General features: G+C 69.8%; 25 protein-coding genes and 1 tRNA gene. 5 read left to right on the top strand and 21 right to left on the bottom strand.

Annotated features, from left to right (window positions below):
* Positions 1 to 19: 19 nt before the first annotated feature.
* Together selD and DL519_RS08840 are read right to left on the bottom strand one after the other, a co-directional pair.
* Positions 20 to 1,021 carry a selenide, water dikinase SelD gene (gene selD / locus DL519_RS08845; protein ID WP_190813866.1) on the bottom strand — a complete coding sequence of 334 codons (1,002 nt, stop codon included), beginning with the start codon at positions 1,019 to 1,021 and terminating at the stop codon, positions 20 to 22.
* A gap of 36 nt (positions 1,022 to 1,057) precedes the next feature.
* A tRNA-Sec gene (locus tag DL519_RS08840) sits at positions 1,058 to 1,150 on the bottom strand.
* A 123-nt stretch (positions 1,151 to 1,273) separates the two neighbouring features.
* Between DL519_RS08840 and DL519_RS08835 the strand changes: the two genes are divergently transcribed.
* Complete coding sequence (locus DL519_RS08835; RefSeq protein WP_190813864.1) at positions 1,274 to 2,062, top strand: alpha/beta fold hydrolase; 789 nt, start codon at positions 1,274 to 1,276, stop codon at positions 2,060 to 2,062.
* 82 nt (positions 2,063 to 2,144) lie between these two features.
* Here the strand turns inward: DL519_RS08835 and DL519_RS08830 are convergent, their stop codons facing one another.
* Entirely contained in the window at positions 2,145 to 3,122 is a 978-nt protein-coding gene (locus tag DL519_RS08830) for a sigma-70 family RNA polymerase sigma factor (RefSeq protein WP_190813862.1), read from the bottom strand.
* A 305-nt stretch (positions 3,123 to 3,427) separates the two neighbouring features.
* Between DL519_RS08830 and DL519_RS08825 the strand changes: the two genes are divergently transcribed.
* Together DL519_RS08825 and DL519_RS08820 are read left to right on the top strand one after the other, a co-directional pair.
* Positions 3,428 to 4,696, top strand: coding sequence for a cytochrome P450 (locus DL519_RS08825; RefSeq protein WP_223838582.1), 1,269 nt, complete (start codon positions 3,428 to 3,430; stop codon positions 4,694 to 4,696).
* Between the two features lie 122 nt (positions 4,697 to 4,818).
* On the top strand, positions 4,819 to 6,153 hold the full coding sequence (locus DL519_RS08820; RefSeq protein ID WP_190813859.1) for a GntP family permease: 1,335 nt from the start codon (positions 4,819 to 4,821) through the stop codon (positions 6,151 to 6,153).
* Here the strand turns inward: DL519_RS08820 and DL519_RS08815 are convergent.
* Complete coding sequence (locus DL519_RS08815) at positions 6,134 to 6,988, bottom strand: alpha/beta fold hydrolase (protein WP_223838581.1); 855 nt, start codon at positions 6,986 to 6,988, stop codon at positions 6,134 to 6,136. The two genes, DL519_RS08820 and DL519_RS08815, sit on opposite strands and share 20 nt — an antisense overlap.
* 87 nt (positions 6,989 to 7,075) lie before the next feature.
* Entirely contained in the window at positions 7,076 to 7,288 is a 213-nt protein-coding gene (locus DL519_RS08810) for a DUF2277 domain-containing protein (protein ID WP_190813857.1), read from the bottom strand.
* A 214-nt stretch (positions 7,289 to 7,502) separates the two neighbouring features.
* Between DL519_RS08810 and DL519_RS08805 the strand changes: the two genes are divergently transcribed.
* Both DL519_RS08805 and DL519_RS08800 read left to right on the top strand, forming a co-directional pair.
* Positions 7,503 to 8,108 carry an HdeD family acid-resistance protein gene (locus tag DL519_RS08805; RefSeq protein WP_223838580.1) on the top strand — a complete coding sequence of 202 codons (606 nt, stop codon included), beginning with the start codon at positions 7,503 to 7,505 and terminating at the stop codon, positions 8,106 to 8,108.
* A 15-nt stretch (positions 8,109 to 8,123) separates the two neighbouring features.
* Positions 8,124 to 8,360, top strand: a complete 237-nt coding sequence (locus DL519_RS08800) for a LapA family protein (RefSeq protein ID WP_190813856.1) — start codon at positions 8,124 to 8,126, stop codon at positions 8,358 to 8,360.
* A 23-nt stretch (positions 8,361 to 8,383) separates the two neighbouring features.
* Here DL519_RS08800 and DL519_RS08795 read toward each other — a convergent pair whose 3' ends face one another.
* From DL519_RS08795 to dctA, 16 genes are all read right to left on the bottom strand, one after another.
* Complete coding sequence (locus tag DL519_RS08795; RefSeq protein WP_190813854.1) at positions 8,384 to 8,851, bottom strand: hypothetical protein; 468 nt, start codon at positions 8,849 to 8,851, stop codon at positions 8,384 to 8,386.
* 75 nt (positions 8,852 to 8,926) lie between these two features.
* Entirely contained in the window at positions 8,927 to 9,061 is a 135-nt protein-coding gene (locus tag DL519_RS48500; RefSeq protein WP_263399850.1) for a hypothetical protein, read from the bottom strand.
* A complete protein-coding gene (locus DL519_RS08785) occupies positions 9,061 to 9,450 on the bottom strand; it encodes a hypothetical protein (protein WP_190813852.1) in 390 nt (129 codons plus the stop codon). Before DL519_RS08785 ends, DL519_RS48500 begins: the two co-directional genes overlap by 1 nt.
* 166 nt (positions 9,451 to 9,616) lie before the next feature.
* On the bottom strand, positions 9,617 to 10,552 hold the full coding sequence (locus DL519_RS08780; protein WP_190813850.1) for an acyl-CoA desaturase: 936 nt from the start codon (positions 10,550 to 10,552) through the stop codon (positions 9,617 to 9,619).
* A gap of 186 nt (positions 10,553 to 10,738) precedes the next feature.
* Positions 10,739 to 12,220: a GGDEF domain-containing protein gene (locus DL519_RS08775; RefSeq protein ID WP_190813848.1), complete on the bottom strand. Its 1,482-nt coding sequence runs from the start codon at positions 12,218 to 12,220 to the stop codon at positions 10,739 to 10,741.
* Between the two features lie 108 nt (positions 12,221 to 12,328).
* A complete protein-coding gene (locus tag DL519_RS08770) occupies positions 12,329 to 13,675 on the bottom strand; it encodes a DUF3100 domain-containing protein (protein WP_190813841.1) in 1,347 nt (448 codons plus the stop codon).
* Positions 13,676 to 13,756: 81 nt separating this feature from the next.
* Positions 13,757 to 15,298 (bottom strand): aldehyde dehydrogenase family protein, encoded by a 1,542-nt coding sequence (locus tag DL519_RS08765; protein WP_190813839.1) that lies wholly within the window; start codon positions 15,296 to 15,298, stop codon positions 13,757 to 13,759.
* Positions 15,295 to 16,179 (bottom strand): NAD(P)-dependent oxidoreductase, encoded by an 885-nt coding sequence (locus DL519_RS08760; protein ID WP_190813837.1) that lies wholly within the window; start codon positions 16,177 to 16,179, stop codon positions 15,295 to 15,297. The genes DL519_RS08765 and DL519_RS08760 overlap by 4 nt, the downstream gene beginning before the upstream one ends.
* 35 nt (positions 16,180 to 16,214) lie before the next feature.
* Positions 16,215 to 17,093, bottom strand: a complete 879-nt coding sequence (locus DL519_RS08755; protein WP_223838579.1) for a MurR/RpiR family transcriptional regulator — start codon at positions 17,091 to 17,093, stop codon at positions 16,215 to 16,217.
* A gap of 120 nt (positions 17,094 to 17,213) precedes the next feature.
* Entirely contained in the window at positions 17,214 to 18,425 is a 1,212-nt protein-coding gene (locus DL519_RS08750) for an MFS transporter (protein WP_190813833.1), read from the bottom strand.
* A gap of 121 nt (positions 18,426 to 18,546) precedes the next feature.
* A complete protein-coding gene (gene pqqD / locus DL519_RS08745; protein WP_190813831.1) occupies positions 18,547 to 18,828 on the bottom strand; it encodes a pyrroloquinoline quinone biosynthesis peptide chaperone PqqD in 282 nt (93 codons plus the stop codon).
* Between the two features lie 112 nt (positions 18,829 to 18,940).
* Entirely contained in the window at positions 18,941 to 19,078 is a 138-nt protein-coding gene (gene pqqA, locus DL519_RS08740) for a pyrroloquinoline quinone precursor peptide PqqA (protein ID WP_190813829.1), read from the bottom strand.
* Between the two features lie 145 nt (positions 19,079 to 19,223).
* Positions 19,224 to 19,394: a hypothetical protein gene (locus tag DL519_RS08735; RefSeq protein WP_190813827.1), complete on the bottom strand. Its 171-nt coding sequence runs from the start codon at positions 19,392 to 19,394 to the stop codon at positions 19,224 to 19,226.
* A 528-nt stretch (positions 19,395 to 19,922) separates the two neighbouring features.
* A complete protein-coding gene (locus tag DL519_RS08730; RefSeq protein WP_190813826.1) occupies positions 19,923 to 20,330 on the bottom strand; it encodes an archease in 408 nt (135 codons plus the stop codon).
* 304 nt (positions 20,331 to 20,634) lie between these two features.
* Complete coding sequence (locus tag DL519_RS08725; RefSeq protein WP_190813824.1) at positions 20,635 to 22,047, bottom strand: RtcB family protein; 1,413 nt, start codon at positions 22,045 to 22,047, stop codon at positions 20,635 to 20,637.
* 92 nt (positions 22,048 to 22,139) lie between these two features.
* A complete protein-coding gene (gene dctA, locus DL519_RS08720; RefSeq protein ID WP_190813822.1) occupies positions 22,140 to 23,477 on the bottom strand; it encodes a C4-dicarboxylate transporter DctA in 1,338 nt (445 codons plus the stop codon).
* Between the last annotated feature and the right edge of the window lie 39 nt (positions 23,478 to 23,516).

The raw sequence follows: 23,516 nt of genomic DNA, 5'->3' as shown, positions 1-23,516 counted from the left end.
CGATGTGGGCGGGAATTGCTCAGCGCAGCGAGATCGTCGCGGTACCGGCGGGCAGCACCCGGCCGATCACCGGCGCGCCCGGGATCTCGCCGACCACGAGCAGACCGCCCGAGGTTTGGGCGTCGGCGAGCAACAGCAGGTCCTCTCCCGACGTCGAACCGGGATCGAGGTGAGGGAGGACCCAGTCGAGGTTCCGGCGGGTGCCGCCGCTGACGAACCCGGCCCGCACCGCGTCCCGCGCGCCGTCGAGGTACGGCACGGCGGCGACGTCGATTTCGGCGGCGGTCCCGGACGCGCGCATGGTCTTGAACAGGTGGCCCAGCAGACCGAACCCGGTGACGTCGGTCGCGCACACCACCCCGGCCCGCGCCGCAGCGACCGCGGCGTCGCGGTTCAGCGTCGTCATCGCCTCGATCGCCTGCTCGAAGCGTTCCCCGGTGCGCTTGTGCCGGGTGTTGAGCACGCCGATGCCCAGCGGTTTCGTCAGCGACAGCGGCAGGCCCGGCCGTGCGGTGTCGTTGCGCAGCAATCGATCGGGGTCGACGAGGCCGGTGGCCGCCAGGCCGTACTTCGGTTCGGGGTCGTCGACGCTGTGCCCACCGCCGATGTGGCAGCCCGCCGCCCCGGCGGTATCGGAGCCGCCGCGCAGCACCTCGGCGGCCAGCTCGAACGGCAGCACATCGCGCGGCCAGCCCAGGAGGTTGACCGCGAGGATCGGAGTGCCGCCCATCGCGTACACATCGGACAGGGCGTTGGCGGCGGCGATGCGGCCCCAGTCGTAGGGATCGTCGACGACAGGTGTGAAGAAGTCCGTGGTGACCACGATCGCGGGTCCGCCGTCGGCGCGCACCACGGCCGCGTCGTCACCGGTCTCCAGGCCGACGATCAGCTCCGAGTTCGGCCGTTCGACGGCGGGGGCCAGGCCGCTGACGATCGACTCCAGCTCGCCGGGCGGGATCTTGCAGGCGCAGCCGCCGCCGTGCGCGTACTGGGTCAGGCGAATCGGTTCGGACCTGGTCATGCCCCCATTGCAGCACGTCGGAGCCTGCTCCACAGGCGGAGACGGACGGGAATCGAACCCGCCGCACCGAGGTGCTCGGTGCCATCGGCTTTGAAGGCCGAGGGGGCCACCAGGCGCCCATACGTCTCCGCCGCCACTGTAGCCCCGCGTGCGACAGCGCACCTGCCGGTGAACGGAGTCCTTTGTGGACGAACGTTTGTGAGCTCGGCGACTTCCGGGCTGGTGCCGCGTCGGCGGTCGTAGGATGTCGGCGTGCCGTTCGCGAAGACTGCTGACCAAGCCGAGATCTACTACCAGGTGCGGGGTTCCGGCGAACCGCTGGTGCTGTTGAGCGGGCAGGCGAACACCCACCACTGGTGGGACAACGTGCACGCCGACTTCGAGGGCGACCACCAGACGATCATGCTGGACTACCTCGGCACCGGCGAGAGCGACAAGCCCGAGGACGCGGAGTACAACGTCCGCCGCTTCGCCGGCGATGTGATCAGCGTTCTCGACGAACTAGGCATCGCGCGGGCCCACGTCTACGGCACCTCGATGGGCGGCAAGGTCGCGCAATGGGTGGCCATCGACCACCCGGACCGGCTCGGGGCGCTGGTCCTGGGCTGCACCTCGGTCGGCGGCACCCGCGGACTCCACGCGGATGCCGCGGTCACCCGATCCCTGGCGCAACCGTCGGTCGAGGCGGCGCGCCAAGCCCTGATCGATCTGATGTACACGCCGGGATGGGTGCGGACCCATCCCGGCCCGTACGTGGTGCTCGGCGGCCGGATGCCCAACCACGCCCGGCGCGGGCACCTGCGGGCCAGCAACGGCCACGACAGCTGGGCGGAGCTGAACCGCGTGACGGCGCCGACCCTGGTGCTGCACGGCACGGACGACATCTTCAGCCCGGCGCGGAACGCGGCGATCCTCGCCGAGCGCATCCCCGGAGCTGAGGTGCACTACCTCGACGGAGCCCGCCACGCGTACTTCGAGGAGAAGCAGGCCGAGGCCTCCGGGGTAGTACTGCGGTTCCTCGCCGCGCACCCGTTGCGCTAGCCGCCCTGCCCGTTCGGGCTGGCCGGGATCGGCGGTTCGGCCTGGATTTCACCGCCGGACAGGCGAATCCTGCCAGCCGCGCTCACTGCGGGTAGGTGCCGGGCAGCCCGAAGGGGGGGAACAGGCTGACGTCGAAGAACGTGACGGCGTGCTTGACCTTCGCGCGGTCGAACTCGAGCACCTGCAGGTGGAACGGCCGGAACACGCCGTCGGGCTGGCGCATGTAGACGCCGAAGGCGACCTGGCCGTTCGCCCGGGCCGGCAGCAGCCGCATGTCGTCCGGGCCGGCCGGGCACTTGAGGTCAACCAGCACACCGATCTGCTCGGCGCCGCGCACCCAGTTGGTGAACGGCGGCATCTCCCAGATCGCGTCCTCGGTGAACAACTGCACGATGCGGGAGATGTCCTTGGCCTCGAACGCCGCCACGTAGCGCTCCAGCAGCTGCTGCTGTTCGGCGGTCAGCGGCTCGCGGGTGTCGTCCTCGGACGGCTTGACCTGGTCCAGCTGCGCCCGGGCGCGTTGCAGGGAGCTGTTGACCGCGGCGGTGCTGGTGCCGAGCGCTTCCGCCACTTCGGCGGCCTTCCACTTCAGCACGTCGCGGAGGATCAGCACCGCCCGCTGCCGGGCGGGCAGGTGCTGCAGGGCGGCGATGAAGGCCAACCGGGTGCTCTCCCGCGCGCTGACGATCGCCGCCGGGTCCGTGTGGTCGTCGGTGATCATGGTGTCCGGGATGGGCTCCAGCCACGGCACCTCGGGCAGCTCGACCAGCTCGTCGCGGGACGGGTCGCTGGGACCGCCCAGGCCGGTCGGCAGCGGTCGGCGCTTCCGGTTCTCCAGCGCGGTCAAGCAGGTGGTGGTGGCGATCCGGTAGAGCCAGGTGCGCAGCGACGACCGGCCCTCGAACCGGTCGTAGCCCCGCCAGGCGCGCAGGTAGGTTTCCTGCACGAGGTCCTCGGCGTCGTGCAGCGAGCCGAGCATCCGGTAGCAGTGCGCCAGCAGTTCCCGCCGGTACGGGTCAGCCTGCGCGACGAAATCGTCGGTGACCGTAGTGGTGGCCATGACTACGCCCTTTCGGCTTCCTGTGCTGCTGCTTCGGGACGCCCCGGGCTGCGCCGACCGGCAGATGGGGTGCCGAAAGGCACAGTATCGGATACCACCGACAGGACGGCCGATTCGCCGAGCGTCGACAGCGTCGACAGCGTCGAGGGACCACGAGCCCCGATGCTGCCGTCTGATGTGGACGGTCGTGTCGCGGCTCGTGCCTGGTGGCGCAGGCATGGGCCGAGTGAATCCCGGAGATCCGCATCCGCTTGGATGAATCGAAGTCTTGTTGGCGGAACATGCCGTACGTAGGGGTTAGCTCGGTGGGAAGTCTTCGATCTCGGATCTCGTCCTGGTTCGTGCGTCGGTATCTCGCGCGCCTGCGCGGGAAAGGGACCGGGGCGCTGGCGTTGTTGCCGGACGCGGCGTTGATGCCGTTGCGCCGGACCGGCCTGGACCCGGTGCCGGAACTCGGCCTCAAGCGCCAGCAGGAGCCGGTCGCCAAGCTCCCGGTGCCGTTCGGGCTGAACGTCTGGCTGGTCACCGGCTATCGGGAGGCCAAGGCGGTGCTCGGGGACGCCGGCACGTTCAGCAACGACTTCAAGCACCTCGTCGGCAACGCGGGCGTCCAGGCGGAGGACAACCCCGGTGGCCTCGGCTTCACCGATCCGCCGGACCACACCCGGTTACGCCGCATGCTGACGCCGGAGTTCACGATGCGGCGGTTGGAGCGGTTGCGGCCGGAGATCCAGGCGATCGTCGGCGAGCGGCTGGGCTCGATGGAAGCGGCGGACGGGCCGGTCGACCTGGTGCGGGAGTTCGCGATGCCGATCCCGTCGCTGGTGATATGCGAACTGCTCGGTGTGCCGCACGTGGACCGCGCGGAGTTCCAGCAGCTGAGCGTGGCGCGGTTCGACCTGTTCGACGGCGTCGCCGCGTCGCTCGGCGCGATGTCGCAGTCGTTGGAGTACCTGCACCGGGTCGTCAAGGAGCAGCGCGAGAGCCCGGGCGAGGGCCTGCTGGGCGCCCTCATCAAGGAGCACGGCGAGGACGTCACCGATCGTGAGCTGGCGGAGCTCGCGGACGGGGTGCTCACCGGCGGGTTCGAGACCACGGCCAGCATGCTCTCGCTGGGAGCTCTGGTCATGCTGCAGAACCCGGACCACTTGGCGATGGTCCGCGATGACGGTGCCGCCGTCGCCGGTTTCGTCGAGGAACTGCTGCGCCACCTCACCGTCGTCCAGGTCGCTTTCCCGCGCTTCGCACGAGAGGACGTGGAGATCGGCGGGGTGAAGATCTCGCGAGGCGACGTCGTGGTGTGCTCGCTGGCCGGCGCGAACCGGGATGACGAGCTCGGGCCGGACCTCGAGCGGCTCGATCCCACGCGTCCTGCCACCTCGCACCTGGCCTTCGGCTACGGCATCCACCGCTGCGTTGGTGCGGAGCTCGGCCGGTTGGAGCTCCGCGAGGCCTATCCCGCCCTGGTGCGGCGTTTCCCGGACATGCGTTTGGCGATTGCCCCCGAGGAGCTGGCCTTCCGGAAGGCTTCGATCGTCTACGGGCTGGAATCGCTACCCGTCCACCTGAAGTAGGCGCGCAGCCGCCGAGGCCGCCGAGCGTGGCGGCGAAGCGACGGATGCCGCAGCGGTACGCTGCTCGCCGCTGACCTCCAGGAGTCGACTCGTGCCGGCCCCGACGGAATCGGACTCGAAAGATGTCGGACATCGTTGTCTTCGCCAACGCCGCGATCACCATCGTCGGCGTCGTCGTGCTCATCCTCCGGGCCAAGATCAGCCCGGCCATCGCGCTCGTCCTCGGCGCGATCTACCTGGGGCTGGTCTCCGGACTGGGCCCCGAGCAGACCATCAAGTCCATCACCACCGGCTTCGGCGACCTGATGACCGAGGTCGGCCTGCTGATCGCGTTCGGCGTGCTGCTCGGCTCGCTGATGGCCTCCCTCGGCGCGATCGAGAAGCTCGTCGGCCTGCTCGTGCGGACCTTCGGCCCGCGGTCCCTGCCCTACACCTTCGGCGCCACCGTCGGCACCGTCCTGCAGTCGATCTTCGCGGACGTGCTGCTGGTGATCACCGCGCCGCTGGCCAGCCGGCTGTCCCGGCAGATCGGCCCGTACGGCACGGCGCGGATGTGCGCGGCGATGGCGCTGGGCATCGAGGTCGGCCTGGTGTTCGTGCTGCCCGGTGTCGGGGCGGTCGCCCTGGCCGGGGTGCTGAACCTGTCGTTCGGCAAGATGTTCATCTTCGGCCTCGTCACGGCGGTCTTCACCATCGTCGCCACGCTGGCGCTGTTCACGGCGCTGGCCAAGCGCGGCTTGTGGAACCCGAAGCTGGACGAGACCGAGGACTTGCCGGTCGCGGAGGTCGCCGAGGAGGAGCGGTCGCGCGAGCTGCCGCCGCTGCCCCTGCTGCTGGCTCCGCTGCTGCTCGCGCTGGCACTGATCGCCTTCGGTGCCATCGCGGAGATGGCCGGGTTCTCCTCGCCGTGGGTCGACTTCCTCGGCGACCCGGTGATCGCCCTGCTCATCGGCCTGATCGGGGCGGTGGTCCTCGCGCGTTGGAAGCTCCCGGCCGAGCAGACCGCGGCGGCGTTCAAGCGCGGTTTCCACGAAAGCGGCCAGATCCTCATCCTCACGGGTGTCGGCGGCTCGCTGGCGCAGACGGTCAAGGACGTGGGCCTGGGTGAACTGCTGAAGGGCTACTTCTCCACCAGCACGGTCGTCCCGCTGCTGCTGGTGTGGTTGGTGGCCGCGGTGCTGCACATCGCGATCGGCTCAGTGACGCTCGCCTCGATCACCGCCGCCGGCGTGCTGGGCCCAGTCATGCCGCTGCTGGGCATCGACCCGGTCTTCGTCGCCCTGGCGGCGGGCGCGGGTTCGCTGTTCGTCATCCACGCCACCAGCAACACGTTCTGGCTGCTGCAAACCCTGCTGCCGCAAACGACCCGAGGGGCCCTGAAGTCGGTGACGCTGACGGTCTCGGCCGCCTCGATCATCGCGATGATCCCGATCCAGGTCATGGCCCTGGTGTTCTGAACCGCGGGACGCCAGCAGGGCGGCTCCGTGTTGTCGGCGGCGTGTAACTGCCCTGGCTCAGCGCGTCCCGCAGTGCGGCGGTGGTCGCGTCCGGGTGGTCGACGGTCATCAGGTGGCCCGCTCCCGGGATCTCCCGGTACGTGGCCCGGGGGAGGGCTTCGAGGAGGATGTCGGCCGCCTTCCGGGGGCAGAGCGCGTCGTTCTCGCCGCCGATCACCGTCACCGGGCACTTGATCGCGGCCAGTTCCGGGGTCAGCGGGTTTCCGCGTAGACCGGCCATCGCGGTCGCCGCGTTCGCGTAGCCGCGGCCGTCGCCGATGGATTCTGCGCGCCGCGCGACCACATCGTCAACGTCCACTGTGGATCTTCCGAGCATCGCGGTGGTGTCCTCGCGCAGCGCGTCGAGCACCGCCGCGGCGTCTCCGACCTGTTCGGCTCGTCGTTGGTGGAACTCGGCGGCCGCCCCGCCCACCACCGAGGACGTGCCGAGCACGGCGACGCCAGTGACCAGGTCCGGGCGCTGTGCGGCGGCGGAGAGCACCACCGTGCCGCCCAGCGAGAAGCCCACGCACACCGCAGGACCGGAGACCTCGGCGAGGAAGGCGATCAGGTCCTCGCGCAGCTGGGCCAAGGTTCCGTCGGCGTCGCCGAGCGTGCTGGCACCGTGCCCGCGCAGGTCGTAGGCGTAGGTGTGGTGGTCGGTGAGCTCGTCCTGCTGGCGCCGCCAACTGCGGTGGTCCTCGGCCAGACCGTGCACGAACACTACGGCTGGGCCGGAACCGCTCGTGCAGTAGTGCGTCTGGATGTCGTTCAGCGCGACCGTCGCGGTCTGCAAGCCCAATCAACTCCCGGTGTCGGTTGCCGCACCCGAGACGGGCGGACCCGGAGCCGGTGCGTGAAGACGGTGGCTCATGCGGCGAAGTTACCGAGAGCCGCGGACCTCCAGCGACGCCAGCAGGGTGGCCGTGGCCTTCTCGATCTCGTCCACCGCCTGCTCGAAAGCGGCCGCGTTGTGCGCGGCGGGCGCGCGGAACCCCGAGATCTTGCGGACGTACTGCAATGCGGCCGCCCGGATGTCACCGTCGGTGACGTCATCGGCGTAGGGCGGGCGGAGCGTCTTGATGCTGCGGCACATGAACATTCCCTGGTTGGATTTCCCCAGCTCGTACCAGGTCGATGAGCTGCGGACCGAGACGGCTCGGGTGCTGTCCCGGTCATGTTAGCGGCGATGCCCCGTCCGGGAGGCCCGGCGGGCGCGCCGGAGGCTGAGGCCGTTGGACCCTGGGGAGGCAACGTGGGGCCGCGCAATCTGAGGAGGCCGAACCCGACGAGCCTCTTGTGAGGTGGTCATGCCGAACGCCCACGTGCAGCCCGCTACGACTGCTGCTGAACCGCTGGCCCGGCTCGGGCAGTCCTGGGGTTGGCTGCTGACCTTCGGGGTCCTGACCGCGATCGCCGGAATTCTAGTGCTGGTGTGGCCAGGACCGGCGGTTGCCGCTTTGGCGATCATTGTCGGAGTGCAGTTGTTGGTCGGCGGGATCTTCTGGTTCGTCAAGGCCGTGAGCGCGCACCAGGAGAATCGCTTCGCCCTGGTTCTGCTTGCCGTGCTGGCCATCATCGCTGGTGTGGTGGTGCTGAGGTCGCCTGTTGCCTCCGTCGCGCTGTTCCCGCTTGCGCTGGGTCTGTTCTGGACGATCAGCGGTGTTGTCGAAACCTTGCACGACATCGTCGCTGCGGGCGTTCCGGCGCGGGGATGGGCGATTGCGTCCGGGCTGCTCAGCGTGCTCGCCGGTATCGCCTTGCTGGCCTACCCCGGCCTCGGGCTGGTGACCCTGACCTACATAGTCGGCATCTGGCTGGTGGTGTACGGGGTTGTCGCCGCTGTCCGAGCAGTTAGAGTGCGGCCGCATGCAGCAGCGGCAGCCGCAGCGCAGGCGGGTCCAGCACCCGCGTAGCAGCAGGAGTTCGCCATGAGCAGTCAGAGGAGCCAGCGTTCACCGGACAGGACGCATCATTGGGCGTCCCCCCGCGCCATCACGAGCTTGGTGCTTGTCGTGGCGGCAGTGGTGCTCGTGCTCGAGAACCGGCAAGCCGTCGAGATCAGGATCTTCGTGCCGTTGGTCACGATGCCGATGTGGGCGGCGCTGGCCGTGATGCTGGTCGTCGGGATCGTCGCCGGGCTCTTGGTGTCCCGTCCCCGGAGGTGAAGGGGAGCTGTTCGCCAGTGCGCTCAGGCCTGGCCGAGCCACAGGTCGGGGCCGAAGACCTCGTAGTGGATGTCGGCCGCAGGGACGCCGAGTTCGCGGAGTTGGGCGCGCGCCGCGCGCAGGAACGGCAGCGGGCCGCACAGGTAGGCCGTGACGCCCTCCGGGATGCTGATCGCGGTGAGGTCGACCAGGCCGGTCCGGTTTGCTGGCCAGGGACCTTCGGGGCCTTCGTACCAGACGTGGGCGGTGGCGTTGGGCAGCTTCGCGACGAGTTGGTCGAGGTCGGCGCGGAACGCGACACCGCCGCCCGGGTCGGCGAGTGCCTGCTGCTGCGCACCGTTGGCCCGATTGCCCCGGTTGAACAGGTCGCGCAGCAAGCCGGGGTGGGCGGTGAAGAGCTTGTCGTAGAACACCGACGCGATCTCGCCGATGGCGCTGCTGACCGCGGGCAGGGTGGCGCGGACCGTTTCGGCCGACTTCTCGGACAGCATCCGGAACTCCAAAACTGGTATCTGAGATTCGTATTTTTGGCCGCAACGGACCGCCCGGCGTGGTGCGCTCCGGGGTCAGTCCGCCGGGGGTCTGGGAGACAGGCTCAGCAGGGCCGGGCCGGTGGGGGCGGCCACCAGGTCCTCGATGGTGATCGGGTCGAGTGCGGCGTAGAAGGCGTCCTGGGCACCGCGTCGCGGTGCTTCGATCACTACGTCTCGGGTTGGCGTCGTGCTCTGAGGTCGCCCGAGGTGTGCAGGTCCACGCTTTCAATCGCGGTCCAGTACCGGGTGGCGTCCGTGACGGCCACGGCCAACTCGGCGCTGAGCCTGGCCAGGTGGGTTCCGGCGAGCCTCAGCTTGTCGCCGGGGTGATTGCTGGTCTTGGCCCGCTCCACATCCTGTTCGTCGAAGCGCCCCACCTGTTCGGCCAGCACGGAGCTCAGTTGGCTGAGCTCGGCGAGCGTGCCCACGATCGCCGAGCCGAAGGCGTGGAGTTCGTTCAAGGACGGCTGTGGGGTCCTGGCCTGCAGGCTCACGGACTCCGCCACAGCATCCCGCCCGCGGTGCAGCGCTTCCAGGGGATGTTCGTGCTCGGGCATGGGAGATGCCTCCTCGGCTGAGTGGCGACTCCAGCGGCTGCGGAGCGGGGAAGCCCTGTTCGGAGGCTTCGCTGCCCGGTGGCGCAGGAAGGCGCGGTAACGCTGAAGTACCCGATTTCGCTGACCGACTCCCGCGCTCAGGACTCCGGCGGTCCTGGACGTTGTCTCAGTCGTCGACGGACAACCGGGCGAGGCGCCGGGCCGTTGGCCAACGGACGTGGGTGACCCAACCGAGCTTCTCGAAGATCCGGATCAGCCGCGCGGAGATGTCGATCTGGCCAGGCCGGACGCCATGCCGAGCGCAGGTCGGGTCGGCGTGGTGCAGGTTGTGCCACGACTCGCCCATGCTCAGCAGGGCGAGCGGCCAGAAGTTGGCCGCCTTGTCGCGGCTGCGGAACGGGCGCTCCCCGAACATGTGGCAGATCGAGTTCACCGACCAGGTCACGTGGTGCAGGAAGGCGACGCGTACCAACCCGGCCCAGAAGAAGGACGTCGCGGCACCCCACCAGGTGCCGGTGATCAAGCCGCCGCACAACGCGGGCAGCGCGAACGTGGCCACGGTCAGCGGCCCGAACAACCGGTGCACCAGCCGGATGTCGGGGTCGGCCAGCAGATCGGGCGCGAACCGCTGCTGATTCGTCAGATCCCGGTCGAAGATCCAGCCCATGTGCGCGTGCCAGAACCCCCGCGCCAAGGCGACGGGAGACGTGCCGAACGCCCACGGCGAGTGCGGATCGCCCTCCCGGTCGGCGAACGCGTGGTGCCTGCGATGGTCTGCGACCCAGTGCAGGATCGGTCCCTGGACCGCCATGCTGCCCGCGACCGCGAGTGCGATGCGCATCCAGCGCTTGGCGCGGAACGCGCCGTGCGTGAAGTAGCGGTGGTAGCCGACCGTCACGCCGAGGATGGTGAACACGTACCAGCCGGCGGCGAGCAGCGCATCCCACCAGCGCAAGCCCCACCCCCACACCAGCGGCACAGTCGCGATCAAGGCCAGGAACGGCACGAGGATGAACGCGTAGACCGACAGGTGCGGGGCCAGTGGCCTGCGCCCGGCCAGCAGCGGTTGGGGATTCGACTCGGACACGTCGCTGGCGACCATCGCAGCAGAAACCTCGAATCCGCCTAGTCGGAAGCTCTGCCACCACCGACCGGGAGGCAGCCGTTCACCCACCACACAACCGGCAAGGGGCACGAAGAGCAACGAACCGCCCGGCAAGCATTGGTGAACGCGAGTGAAGAGCTTGGTGTCGAGACACTGCTGCAGGATCCCCTCATGAACGTGCGGTCAGGTCTGTGCAGGAGGAGGGGCCTGGTTGCTTTCGACCTCGACCCGGTTGCGGCCGGCGTGCTTCGCCCGGTAGAGGGCTCGGTCGGCGGCGGCGAATAGGGGGTCGAAATGGGTGGGGCCGACGGCGACGCCGACGCTGATGGTCGGCGGTCGGGGTCTCGGGCCTACCTGCGGCGTCCAGTCGTGGGTCTCCACCGCGGCGCGGATGCGCTCGGCCAGCTCCGGACCGTCGGAGCCAGGATCCGGTTCCCGGTCGGCGAGCAGTACCACGAACTCGTCGCCCGCCCATCGGCAGACGAGGTCGTCGGAGCGGCACTCGCGCCGCAGCAGCCGGGCCACCTCCTGTAAGACGGCGTCGCCTGCGGTGTGGCCCGCGGCGTCGTTGATCTCCTTGAAGTTGTCGATGTCCATCACGACCAGCCATCGCACCGCGACCTGATCGGCGGCCGAGGTCCGGTGCTCCACGCCGCGCCGGTTGAGCAGGCCGGTCAGCGGGTCCCGGCACGCGTCCTGCTGCGCGGCGGACTCCTGGCGCTGCGCCTGGATGGCGACGCGGCGTTGCTCCAGGGCCTGACCGAGCCCGACCTGCAGCACGCGCATCGTCGTTCTGCTGGCGCCGACCAGGCTGCGCAGCGCGGCGGCTTCGCCGACTGGGTCGTCCAGCTCTCGGCAGATCGTGGTCAGGGCCAGCGAGAACCGCATCCGCAGCCTGGTGTCCCGGATCCATTCCGCTGTTTCGACGGCTCGGCTGGCGAAAGTCCGGGCTTCGGCCAGGCGGTGCTGGTGCCGACGGATCTCGGCGAGCACCCAGTTCGCGATCGCCGAGGTGTAGCGGTCCTCCGCTTCCTCGCTCGCCGTCAGGGCCTGCACCGCGCGGCTCTCCGCTTCGGCGACGTGCCCGAGTGCGGCCAGCGCCCGAGCGCTGCCGGCCTGAACGCGGTTGCGGACCTGTCCTGGGGAGGCCAGCGACAGCGCTTCGTCGAAGAGCTCCAGCGCCATGCGGAAGCACTCGTTGGCGGTGCCGTTGGCCTCCATGGCCCGCAGTTGCCAGCAGTTGGCCTCCCGCTCCAGGCAATGCGCGAGGACCTCCGGCTCACCGCAGCGCCGGGCGACCTGAACCGACTGGGTGATGAGCTCGCGCGCGGCGTCGTGGTGCCCGACTGCCTGCAGCAGATCCCCGAGCATGCCCATCGCCTGGGCGTCGGAGCCACCCTGCGGCCGGTCGACGTCGAGCACTGTCCACCCCTCGGCGACGAGGTCGAGGGCGAGCGGAATCCGATCCAGCCGCCACGCCAGGTAGGCCCGGTGCACGAGCACGACGCTGGAGTCCCACGGGCCATCGACGTGGTTGGCCCCGTCGGCGATCAGCCGCCTGAAGGCGAGGCCGGCGGCGTTCGGGCGGCCGGACTCCAGCAGCATCCGGACGTGCCGGTCCGGCTCGGGGACCAGCCCCGCCATCAACGGATCGTTTTCCCGCACTGCCTCATCCTCGCAGCCACGCAACCCGGTGACCTGCTGTTCTGTGCCACCGCGCTGCGTTCAGAGTACCGATGGGGCAGTTCTGGCCCCACCTTCCCAGCGGATTGCTCAGCCCCAAAGGCCGAGGGCGAACTCGGCGATCACGGTCGACAGGAGGAACGATGCCGTGATCGCGACCAGGCCCACCGGGATGATCTTCCAGCCGATCCGCCGCAGCAGCGGGATGTCCTTGCCCAGCGACAGCCCCGCCAGGGTCAGCATGATGGTGGCGATCGAGAGGAAGTCCACCGACTTCACCAGCGGGTTCAGCACCTCTGCGCCGGAGAACCAGGGGCTCGAGATGTAGGCGCCCACCGTGGTGATCCAAACGATCGCCGAGATCTTCCGGGACACCTTCGCCAGGAGGAGCCCGACCAGGACCAGGGCCAGGAGCACCGCGTAACCGCCGACGACCTTCCAGCTCAAGGCACCGGCCGCGATCGAGGCGGTGCCGATGCCCAGCACCGTCAGTACCCCGAGCGACCGCCACATCGGCAGCGTGACCTGGGCGGAGGCCGCGGCGACCTGCTCCCGGAACGCGCGGTTGTCCGCGACCTCGTCCGACCCGGCACCGGCGGAAGCCGCTGGCGCGCTCGATCCCGGAGCGGTGGTGTCCCGGCCTCCGGTGAGCAGCCGGTAGACCCGGTCGGCCAGCGGCAGCGCGATGTAGATCCCGACGTACACGCCCAGGATCGTGGTGATCAGGTTCGACACGGCGGCCATGCCCAGGATGGCCTCTTCACCGGCCGGATACGCGTCCACGATGCTCGCCGTGGACGCCGCCATCATCGAGCCGGACCCGACTCCCGCGCCCATGGCCAGCGCCAGCGGATCGAAGATCCGCCAGTTCGCCACGAGGGACGTCAGGAGCGTGATGAACACCGCGCCGAAGAGCGTGCCGAATACGTACATCGCCAGCACGCCGCGGTACTGGTCCGAGTCCGGCCCGTACTTCTCCGAGACCATCGCGAACGACGGCTCGCGGTCGAGGGAGAACGTGGCGCCGACCGTGGCCTTGCCCATGCGCAGCAGCACGGCCAGCGGCAGGGCGAGGGCGATCGTCCCGAGCAGGTGGCCGATCTCCTGCAGCAGCAGGGCGGGCCCCGCTTTGACCAGGGTCGGCAGGCTCGGGCCGATGTTGAAGGCGAGCCGGGCCACCAGCAGCATCACCGCCACGCCGACCAAGGCCGAGGCCGCCTTCTGCAGGTCCAGGCCGAGCGGCTTGAACCGCTGCACCGACACCAGCAGGCCGAGGACCAGCCCCCACACCATCGGGAAGATGATGATGGACCCAATGCCCAGATCGATCTTGACTTGGCCGACGAACTGGACGACCAGCGCGATGACCAGCGCCAGGGCGGCGATCGGCAGCGTTTGTTTCGTTCCGGCCTCGGCCGGGGCGGTGGAAGTGGTCATCGGGCTGCTGCTTCCTGCGAGGGGTTCCGGCGGTGGGCCGCCGCGGTGAACCGGTATTTCTGCTGGTTCCCATCACGCCGCCTAGTAGCTCAGCGATGGGAACGGTGCGCCTGCGGCGCGGGTGGGCACCCAGACGGCCTTGGTCTGGGTGTACTCGTCGAGCACACCCGGGCCGGAGGAGCGGCCGTGGCCGGAGTCGCCGAAGCCGCCGAAGGGGACGGCGACGTGGATCGTCTTGTAGGAGTTGATCCAGAAAGTGCCGGCCTTGACCGAGCGTGCCACGTGGTGGGCGCGGGACACGTCGCCGGTCCACACCGCGCCCGCCAGGCCGAAGTTCGTGCCGTTGGCCCGGTCGATCGCTTCCGCCTCGGTGTCGAATGCGTCGGCGCCGACAACGGGACCGAACACCTCGCTGGTCTCCAACCGGTTGGCGGGTGTGACCCCGTCGAGCAGGGTAGGCGCGACCCAGTGACCGGCTGCCAGCGCGGTGCCGGTCAACGCGGCGGGCAGCTCCGCGCCGGTGACCCGGCGGCCGCCGTCCTGCAGGCCCGCCTCGATCAGGGAGGTCACGGTGGCGAACTGCGGTGCGGTGATGATCGGGCCGACCTCGGTGTCGGGGTCGAGCGGATCGCCGAGGCGCAATCGCGCCGCCCGCTCCGCAACGCGTTCGACGAACTCGGCGTGGACACTGCGCTGCACCAGCAGCCGCGAGCCGGCCACGCAGGACTGCCCGGCGCCGGAGAACACGGCCGCGATGGCACCGTCGGCCGCGCGGTCCAGGTCCGCGTCGGCGAAGACGATGTTGGCGCTCTTGCCGCCGAGTTCGAGGACGGCCGGGATACCGGCCTGGGCCGCCGATACCGCAACCCGGCGGCCGGTGGCCACCGAGCCGACGAACGAGACCTTCCCGACGCGCGGGTTGCTGGTGAGCGCGGCGCCGACGGTGCCCCCGAGGCCGACGGCGACATTGAAGACGCCTTCCGGCAGACCCGCCTGGTGCGCCAGCTGGGCCAGCCTGACGGTGGAGGCCGGGGTGAACTCGCTGGGTTTGACGACGACGGCGTTGCCGGCGGCCAGCGGGGCGGCTGAGTTCCAACCGGCCGTGAACAGCGGCGCGTTCCACGGGGTGATGGCCACGACGACGCCCCAGGGGACGCGTTCGGTGTAGGTGTGCCAGTTGCCGGGGACGGGGATGGTCCGGCCCATCAGCTTGTCGGCCCACCCCGCGTAGTAGCCGAACATTTCGGCGACCTTGGCCGCCTCTCCCCGGGTGTCCCGGAGCGGCTTTCCGGTGGTGGCGGACTCCAGCACGGCCAGTTCCTCGGCGTGCTCGGAGATGGTGCTGGAGACCCCGCGCAGGATCGCCGCCCGTTCGAAGGCGTCCGTCGCGGCCCACTTCGCGGCCCCGTGGACCGCGCTGGTCAGGATGGCGTCGGCGCCCTCTCGGCCGGGATCGTTGAAGTCGGCGTAGTCCTCGCCGGTGGCGGCGGAGGTGAGGGTGATGCGCTCGCCGCCGCCATTGACGATGGCGCCGTCGATGAAGGCGCCGAGGCCTTGCGGGAAGGCGGCGTCCAAGGCCTGGCGTGCAGAGGCGGCCGAAGAAGTGGCCGGGATGGTGCTCATGATTTGGGGGACCCTTCGCGGGTGAGGGAGGGGGCGACTGTTCGCGCGATCTCGGTGAAGTCGGCGCTGGGGCCGAGGCGGGCGAGGGCGTCCTGCCAGCGCTGGCTCGCGGCGGCCAGCAGGCCGGGCTGCTCGCCGCGCTGGCCGGCGATCTCGATGGCCAGGGCGGCGTCCCGGGCCATCAGCCCGAGGGAGAAACCGGAGTCGTGGGTGCCGGAGAGCACCCAGTCCGGGTACATCGCGGCGGAGACCTTGCTGCCGCCGGAAGCTCCGCTGATCCCCGCCGCGGCGATGGCGGGATCCACGCCGTAGGCCTTCGCGACGGCTAGGGCCTCACCGACGGACACCAGGTTGGCCGCGGCCAGGACGTTGTTGAGCAGCTTGACCACGTTGCCGGAGCCGGGGCCGCCGAGGTGCTGGAACTGGCCGCCGGTCAGGGCCTCCAGCACAGGCCGGGCCGCGTCGAGGGCTTCTGGCGTGGCCCCGACGAACGCGGTCAACCGGCCCGTCGCGGCCCCGTCTCGCCCGCCCGAGACGGGTGCGTCCACGAAGGCCGCGCCCCGTTCGGCGGCGAGGGCGGCGAGCTTGGCGCTGGTGGCCGGCTCCGACGTCGTCGTGTCGACGATCGCGATGGTGCCCGTCTCCAGCAGTTGGGGGACCGTCGCCTCGACCAGGTGGGCCGAGGGCAGCGAGAGGACGACGCAGGGCGTTCCGGCCAGCAAGCCGACGTCGTCCACGGTGCGGATGCCGCCACTTCCTGCGGCGGAACGCGCGTCGGGGGAGGGGTCGAACCCGGACACCTGCCAGCCGGCCCGGTGCAGGGTGGAGGCCATGGCACCACCCATCGACCCCAGGCCGACGACGGCGATTTGCTTGTCCATCAGAGCTCCTGTTCGTGGGGACGTTCCGATTCGTCCTAGTCGAGGTAGATGTCCAGGTCCTTCCACAGCTGCTGGGTGCGGCGGATGGCGGCGCGGCTGCGTTCCGGCTGGGCCGCTTGCATCCCGGCGAGCAGCCCGTAGACGACCGAGGTGGCCGCGGTGACGGACTGGAAGAAGGAAATGCCTTCCGACGGCACGATCAGCAGGTGGTCGGCCACGGTGGTGGCCAGCCGGCCTCGGCGCATGTCGGTGATCGCGATGATCGTCGCGCCTGCGGCGCGGGCTGCCTCGGTGGTGGCTATGAGCTGCTTCATGGATCGCCACATGTTGATGACCACCAGGACGTCGCTCGGTCCCAGGCTGTTGATGGCGGTGGCCAGGTGCACCCCGGCCCGGTTCTCCAGGGAGATCGGGTAGCCCATGGTGGAACCGAGGTGGGCCATGACGCTGGCCGGGCCGGCGAAGGAGCCGACGCCGACCACGAGGATCGACCTGGCCGCGGCCAGTGCCGCGATGGCGGCCTCCGCGTCGGCGGCGGTGTTGGTGTCCAGCGTCTGGCGCAGGTTGTCGATGTCGTGCGTCAGGGCGTCGTGCAGCGGGCTCCGGTGCTCGCCGTGCTCGACGAGCGTGTCCTCGGAGGAGATCAGCACCAGGTAGCGGGCGCGCAGCTCGCGCTGCAGGTCCGGCCAGCCCCGGTAGCCCAGCGTCTGGGCGGCGCGGACCACGGTGGAGTTGTTGACGTCGGCCCGCTGCGCGATCTCGGCGATGTCCGCGTAGGACGCCAGTTGCGGATTGCGGGCGATCACGTCGACCACGCGCGACTGCGCCTTGGAGAGCGGCACGTCGGGCAAGACGTCACCCAGCCACTGGGCGTCGGCGTTGCCGAAGATCTCGTCGTTGTGTGCTGTGGACACGAACCCTGCTCCCGGATACGAGGCGGAGCGCCCTGCAAGCGCGATTGCGACAATGTACATCGCAATTTTGATTGCAGAAAGTCCCTGTTGCGCGCTGGATGGCGAGACGCCGGCGTGGGATCAAGTCGACTGCGCGGACCGTCTGGGGCTGAACCCGCTCGCAGCTGCCGTGAGCAACAGCGCGGCCCCGCAGAAGTAGACGGCGGTGATGCCGAGCCAGTCGGCGAGCACGCCGCCCAGGAGGAGGCTGACCAACCTGCCGGTCTGGAACAGCGCGTCGAATCCGGCGAAGACGCGCCCTCGCGCTGCCTCGCCGGTGTGGGTTTGCACCAGGCTGGTGAAGGTTATGGTGCCGGTCGAGGTGCTCAGGCCGTAGAACAGCAGCGCCGCAGCCGCCAACAGGGGCCACGTCGTCAGGGCCAGCAGCACGTCGACCAAGCCGCGACCGCCGTATGCAGCGAAGACGATGCCCGGCCGGACCGGGCCGCGCGCGATCCGGGTCAGCAGGGCGGGGCCGGCGAGGGCGCCGACGGCGATGGTGGCCAAGAGCCAGCCGAAACCCTGCGGGCCCAGACCGAGCCGTTCCCGGACGAGGACGACGAGCAAAGCGCTGGTGGCTCCGGCCGACAACGCGGCAAGCAACTGCGCCGTGGCCAGTGAGCGCAGCAGCCGGTCGGCGACGAGCAGTCGGACGCCGTCGAGGGCGTCGCGCGCCCAACCCTGCGAGGTCGCGGCGCGGTGGCCGGGAACCGCCAAGCCGGTGAGCAGCATGGCGCTGATGGCGAACGATGCGGCGTTGACCCAGAACGCGGCGGCGTAACCGGCCACGGCGGCGAGCGCGCCGGCCAGCGGTGCGAGCGCGATTTGGGCGACGATCGCGGTGGTCCAGATGCCGGAGTTGGCGGCGACGAGTTCGCGTTCGCCGACCAGTGCCGGTAGCAGGCTGTTGGCTGCGGGGTTGAAGAACACCGCGGCAGCCGAGAGCGCGAACGCGATCGCATAGACCGCTCCCAGGTGGGTACCGACCAGAGGCAGCAACGCGGCGAGGGCCATGCGGACGAGGTCGGCTGCGATCATGATGCGGCGTCGAGGCAGGCGATCGACCACGACGCCGGCCACGGGAGCGAACAGCAGCACCGGCACGACGTCGGCTATCACCACTCCGGCCACACCCAGACCCGAGCCCGTGCGGTCCAGGACCAGCAGGAGCAGCGTCACCCCGGCCAGGATGTCCCCGGCGCGCGAGATCACCGCAGCGGCCCACCACCTCCGGTAGACGGGCCGCGCGAGCAACTCCCGCACCGTGATCCGGCCCGGTTCTGCCGCTGGCACAGATGTCCTCCCGCAGCTTCCCGACGGTGTGGGGGCAGGACCTGTTGTTCAGGAGGCCGGGTTGAGCGGGTTGGGGCAGCACGGGCAGCGGGCACGCGCATGGGCCCGCAGCCCGGACGGGTCAGTCACCGTCGAGTTCCACCCACCGATTGGCGACGAGGCGGGCGAGGAAGTTCGCCACGTCCTCGTCGGCCACGTGGTCGTAGCGGTCGCGCAGCTTCTCCACGATCTCGGCGACCGTGCGCCGTCCGTCGCACAGGTGCAGGGTGGTCGCGCCGGTCAGGTTCAGCACCGTCGCAGATTCGGGCACCTGCAACATGTACTGCTTCCGCGCCCGGTCGAAGCCCAAGCGCACGTGCGAGGCCAATTTGGGCTGGCTCGATGGTTGTAGTGCTGTGCTCATCGCCGTCTCAGTTCATTCGGTCCGGAAAGCTCGGTCTGCGGACCTGCGTCGGCGAGCAGGTTTCTCGCGGTGGTCTGCTCGTCGACGCAGGGGCTACTGCTGGTGTTCGGTGCTAGTCCTCCATCCGCGAGACGTACATCGTCACTTCGGACGCGCACGCGAGTTCTTCGAAGTCCGGGGCTTCCCAGTCGACTTCCTCGAACTTCGGGGGCTCCCATTCAAGAGTCGTCCGAGCGGTATCGGATTGCATGGTCGGCACCTCCGCTCTGCGGACTTCACCGTCTTGCAGGGGAGCTCCCGCCTGCGGGCAGGCGGGAGCTCTGCGGTTGACAAGAGCCGGTTTACGGGCTGAAAGCTCTGGCTAGTCGGATGAGGTTGGTGGGGTCAGGGCGCGATCAGCAGCCCCAGCCGCCCCAACCCCAGCCGCCCCAGCCGCCCCAGCCGCCGCGGCCCCAGCCGCCCCAGCCGCCGCCACGGCCGCCCCAACCTCCGCCGCGGCCGCCCCAACCTCCGCCGCGGCCGCCCCAGCCGCCGCCGCGGGAGCTGAAAATCGTGCTGATATTCATCGTGATCCCTCATCTTTTAGAAGGGTTCAACGACTTTCGTTGGACCTTCGGATGTTGCTTTGCAACCAACAACGCCGGCGCCGTTCCGAAAAGCGTCAGCCCGGGATTGGTCGGGAATGTGCACTCGGTCGGAATCGGATGGCCCGTACAGCCGTGTCACCGACTGCTCTGCGTGGTGTTGCACTTGCAACCATAGAGTTAAAGGGTGGTGTCAACAGGGGACTTTCGTCCTCAGCACTATCTGTAGCCCCTTTGGTTGCGCTACGTATTCGGGTGTCGCGCTGCGGCCAACGTGCCGGTCGCGAAATCGCGTGCCCAGGAGCATCCACTGTGGAATGTTCTTTCGCGGGATCTGCGCGCGATTTCCAGCTGTCAGAGACGGTTGTGCGGGCGGCTGGACCGCCTACGTGGTCCATGGTCGCCTGTGTGGCTGCCGACGGTGATTCCTACCGACGCGCGCGGCATCGTGCAGCGCTCCGCCGCCCGCTATCTCCGCTACGCCCTGGATGACGTGGAGAACTGAGCGGCTCACACGTCGATGGTCGCGGCGCAGTGCCAGCCGCGAGAGTCGTGCTCGATCTGAAGTTCGTTCAGCGAAACGGCTTTGGGCGCGGCACCGATGATCTCGGCGCGTGCCACCGCGACGGTGGCGAGTTCGAGCGCGATGCCGGTGGCGCGCGGCCGGACGCGGATGCCCAGCGGTACGGTGCCTTCCGCGTCCAGCAGGTAGATGATCTCGTCGAGCACCGCGAGCAGGAGTTGCTCGTCGGTGCCGTCGAATTCGACGGTTCTGGTGCTTTCCGGCCCATCCACCGCGACCTCGGCGAAAGCGGCCACCAACGCGCGGGCCGCGGCTGCCAGGCATTCCTCGCGCGTCGAACCCCACGCTTCGAACCGGATGTCGGCGGTGTGCGGCAGGAAGCGGAACCCGTTCATCTCGACTCCATACGGCGGATGCCCCGGCCGTCAGGCCAGGGAGGAGACGATCCCGCGTGTCCGGCTGCGCAACGGCCACTGTAAGATCGGTTCCGGCAAGCGAACCTTGCCGCCCCAGCACACCAAGCTGGAACCACAAGCAACACCATGGGTACCGGTGGTCTATCGGGAGCCCGCCCACGGAGTGGGCGAATGCCTGCGGAGCTGGCGTAAGACATATCAGGCCGAGCCTGGCGCGGCTGGCTGTGAAACAGGAAACCCAGTCCGCGAGGACTGAATCTCCCTGCACCAACCGGGAGAGAAGTCAACCCTTCACCACGCCCAGCGGCACGAGCCTGGCGATGCGGCGGCACAGCCCGGCTCCTTCGGCGACGGCGACGACGGCGTCGACGTCCTTGTAGGCGGTCGGCGCCTCCTCGGCGAGCCCGCGAGCGGAACTACCGCGGACGACAATGCCGTCGTGCTCGAGGTCCCGGCGCAGGCGGCGGGGATCGGTCGTGCGGATCGCCTGGTGTCGGCTCTGCGTGCGTCCGGCGCCGTGACACGTCGAGAAGAACGCATCACCGGTCGGCACGCCGGTGAGCACATAGGACGCCGTACCCATCGAACCGGGGATCAGCACCGGCTGCCCGGCTTCCCGCAGGCCCGGCGGCAGTTCCGGGTGCCCGGGCGGCAGCGCGCGCGTGGCTCCCTTGCGGTGCACGCACAGCGTTCGCCGCTGGCCCTCCACCTCGTGCGTCTCGATCTTGGCGAGATTGTGCGAGATGTCGTAGACGAGGTCGAGCCCGCAGCCGGTCACCTTCCGCAGCACCTCGCCGGCGGCGACGCCGAGCACGTGGCGGTTCGCGCGGGCGTAGTTCGCCGCTGCGGCCATCGCGCCGAGGTAAGCGCGACCCGCCGGCGAATCGACCGGCGTGCACGCCAACTGGCGATCCGGGACGGTCAGGCCGTAATCGGCCATGCTCTCGTCCATGCTGCGCACGTGGTCGGTGCAGATCTGGTGGCCGAGCCCGCGGGAACCGCAGTGGATCATCACGCACAGCTGGTCGAGGCGGAGCCCGAAGGCCCCGGCGACGCCCTCGTCGTAGATCTCGGCGACCGCCTGGACCTCCAGGAAGTGGTTGCCGGACCCGAGGCTGCCGATCTGCCCGAGCCCTCGGTCCCGCGCGCGGGCGCTGACCCGACCCGGCTCCGCGTCGGCCACCGCGCCGCCGTCCTCGCAGCGTTCCAGGTCGCGCGGCGTGCCGCGCCCGCGCGCGACGGCGTAGTGGCACCCCTTTTCCAGTAACCGGTCGAGGCCCTCGCGGGGCAACTCCCACACCGCGCCCCGGCCCGCCCCGCGCGGCGTGGCCCGGCTGAGCCCGTCCATGATCCGCTCGGCGACTCGGCGGAAGTCCGGCCGGTCCAGCTCGGCGGCCAGCAGCCGCACCCCGCAGGAGATGTCGAAACCGACGCCACCCGGTGAGACGACACCGCCGGCGCGGACGTCGGTCGCCGCGACGCCGCCGATCGGGAATCCGTAGCCCCAGTGCATGTCCGGCATGGCGTACGACGCGCCGACGATGCCGGGCAGGGCGGCGACGTTGACGACCTGGTCGAGCGCGCCGTCGCCCTTCGGCGGCAGCAGTCGCCGCGACGCGAACACCACCCCCGGCACACGCATCGCGCCGTGCTGTTCGATCCGGAACCGGTACGGCGTTTCCTCGACGAGCTCCACCCGGACCTCCCGCGTTCCTCCGCCCCGGCAGTACCCACCGGGGCCCGGCCCGACACGCGCCCGATGGCAGCCAGCGAACTCGGCCCCGTCGGTCAGGCCTTGGCGGGCGCGTCCTCCTCGCGGGGGAGCGGGGGAGCGGACGCCGGGTCGGCGAGGGTGGCTCGGGCCCGGTCGCGGTCCAGTGCTCCGTCCCACTTGGACACGATGAACGTCGCCACGCAGTTGCCCAGCAGGTTGGTGACGACCCGCATGGTGTCCATGATCCGGTCGGCGCCGAGCATCAGCGCGACCGCGGCGACCGGTATGACGCCGACCGCGGAGGCCGTGGCGGACAGGGCGATGAACGCCGAACCGGGGATTCCGGCCATGCCCTTGGAGGTGAGGATCAACACCAGCACCACGGTGATCTGCTGCCCGATGGTGAGGTCCACGCCGACGGCCTGGGCCATGAACAGCGTCGCCAGCGACAGGTAGATGGACGCGCCGTCGAGGTTGAACGAGTACCCGGTCGGGATGACCAGCCCGACCGCTTCCTTGCGGCAGCCCGCGCGTTCGAGCTTTTCCATGATCCGCGGCATCACGACCTCGCTGGACGCGGTGCCCACGGCGAGCGCGAACTCCTCGCGCGTGTAGCGGAGGAACCGCAGGAGGCTCAGCCCGGTGAACGCCTTGAGCAGCACGCTGAGCACGACGCAGAACAGCAGCGCCGCGCCGTAGCAGGCGCCGATGAGGGTGGCGTAGGTGCTCAGCGAGGACAGCCCGTACTGGCCGATGAGGTACGCCATCGAACCGAACACCGCGATCGGGGCCAGCCGCATCACGAAGCCGATGATCTTGAAGATGATCTCGCCGGTCTGCTCGATGAAGGCGAAGACCTGTGGCGCGCGCCCGATGCCGATGTGCAGCAGCCCGGCCGCGAACAGCACCGCCAGCAGCAGCACCTGCAGCAGTTCGTTGTCGGCGAAGGCCGCCACCGCGCTTTCCGGGATCATGTGCAGCACGAACTGAGCCGGGCCGGGCATCTGCTCGCCGTGGGTCTTGGCGGTCACGCCGGAGGCGTCCAGCGTCGCCGGATCGACATTGAGCCCTGCGCCGGGCTGGATGACGTTCCCGGCGATGAGGCCGAGCGCGAGGGCGGCGGTTGTGACGACCTCGAAGTAGATCAGCGCCTTGAGCCCGATCCGCCCGACCGACCGCATGTCGCCGGCCTTGGCGATGCCGACCACGACCACGCAGAAGATCAGCGGCGCGATCACCATCTTGATCAGCCGGATGAACCCGTCGCCGATCGGCTTGAGGGCACCGCCGAAGTCGGGCCAGAAGTGCCCGACGGCGATGCCGAGGACGGCCGCGATGAGGACCTGGACGAACAGCGAGGACAGCACCCTTGACACGCGGCCGCGCTGGACCGGCGACGTCGGCTGAGCCATGTCGGTCTCCGATTTTCTTAATGTGGAAGTATACTTTTG

Origin of the sequence: Saccharopolyspora pogona (assembly GCF_014697215.1) — a bacterium.
Classification (GTDB): Bacteria; Actinomycetota; Actinomycetes; order Mycobacteriales; family Pseudonocardiaceae; genus Saccharopolyspora; species Saccharopolyspora hattusasensis.
This window is presented reverse-complemented; position numbering and strand designations above follow the sequence as displayed.

Coding starts and splice junctions, on each gene's coding strand:
- selD (WP_190813866.1), bottom strand. CDS start 1,021: ATGACCAGGTCCGAACCGATTCGCCTGACCCAGTACGCGCACGGCGGC.
- DL519_RS08830 (WP_190813862.1), bottom strand. CDS start 3,122: ATGGCCACCACTACGGTCACCGACGATTTCGTCGCGCAGGCTGACCCG.
- DL519_RS08820 (WP_190813859.1), top strand. CDS start 4,819: ATGTCGGACATCGTTGTCTTCGCCAACGCCGCGATCACCATCGTCGGC.
- DL519_RS08810 (WP_190813857.1), bottom strand. CDS start 7,288: ATGTGCCGCAGCATCAAGACGCTCCGCCCGCCCTACGCCGATGACGTC.
- DL519_RS08805 (WP_223838580.1), top strand. CDS start 7,503: ATGCCGAACGCCCACGTGCAGCCCGCTACGACTGCTGCTGAACCGCTG.
- DL519_RS08800 (WP_190813856.1), top strand. CDS start 8,124: ATGAGCAGTCAGAGGAGCCAGCGTTCACCGGACAGGACGCATCATTGG.
- DL519_RS08795 (WP_190813854.1), bottom strand. CDS start 8,851: ATGCTGTCCGAGAAGTCGGCCGAAACGGTCCGCGCCACCCTGCCCGCG.
- DL519_RS08785 (WP_190813852.1), bottom strand. CDS start 9,450: ATGCCCGAGCACGAACATCCCCTGGAAGCGCTGCACCGCGGGCGGGAT.
- DL519_RS08780 (WP_190813850.1), bottom strand. CDS start 10,552: ATGGTCGCCAGCGACGTGTCCGAGTCGAATCCCCAACCGCTGCTGGCC.
- DL519_RS08770 (WP_190813841.1), bottom strand. CDS start 13,675: ATGACCACTTCCACCGCCCCGGCCGAGGCCGGAACGAAACAAACGCTG.
- DL519_RS08765 (WP_190813839.1), bottom strand. CDS start 15,298: ATGAGCACCATCCCGGCCACTTCTTCGGCCGCCTCTGCACGCCAGGCC.
- DL519_RS08760 (WP_190813837.1), bottom strand. CDS start 16,179: ATGGACAAGCAAATCGCCGTCGTCGGCCTGGGGTCGATGGGTGGTGCC.
- pqqD (WP_190813831.1), bottom strand. CDS start 18,828: ATGAGCACAGCACTACAACCATCGAGCCAGCCCAAATTGGCCTCGCAC.
- pqqA (WP_190813829.1), bottom strand. CDS start 19,078: ATGCAATCCGATACCGCTCGGACGACTCTTGAATGGGAGCCCCCGAAG.
- DL519_RS08735 (WP_190813827.1), bottom strand. CDS start 19,394: ATGAATATCAGCACGATTTTCAGCTCCCGCGGCGGCGGCTGGGGCGGC.
- DL519_RS08730 (WP_190813826.1), bottom strand. CDS start 20,330: ATGAACGGGTTCCGCTTCCTGCCGCACACCGCCGACATCCGGTTCGAA.
- dctA (WP_190813822.1), bottom strand. CDS start 23,477: ATGGCTCAGCCGACGTCGCCGGTCCAGCGCGGCCGCGTGTCAAGGGTG.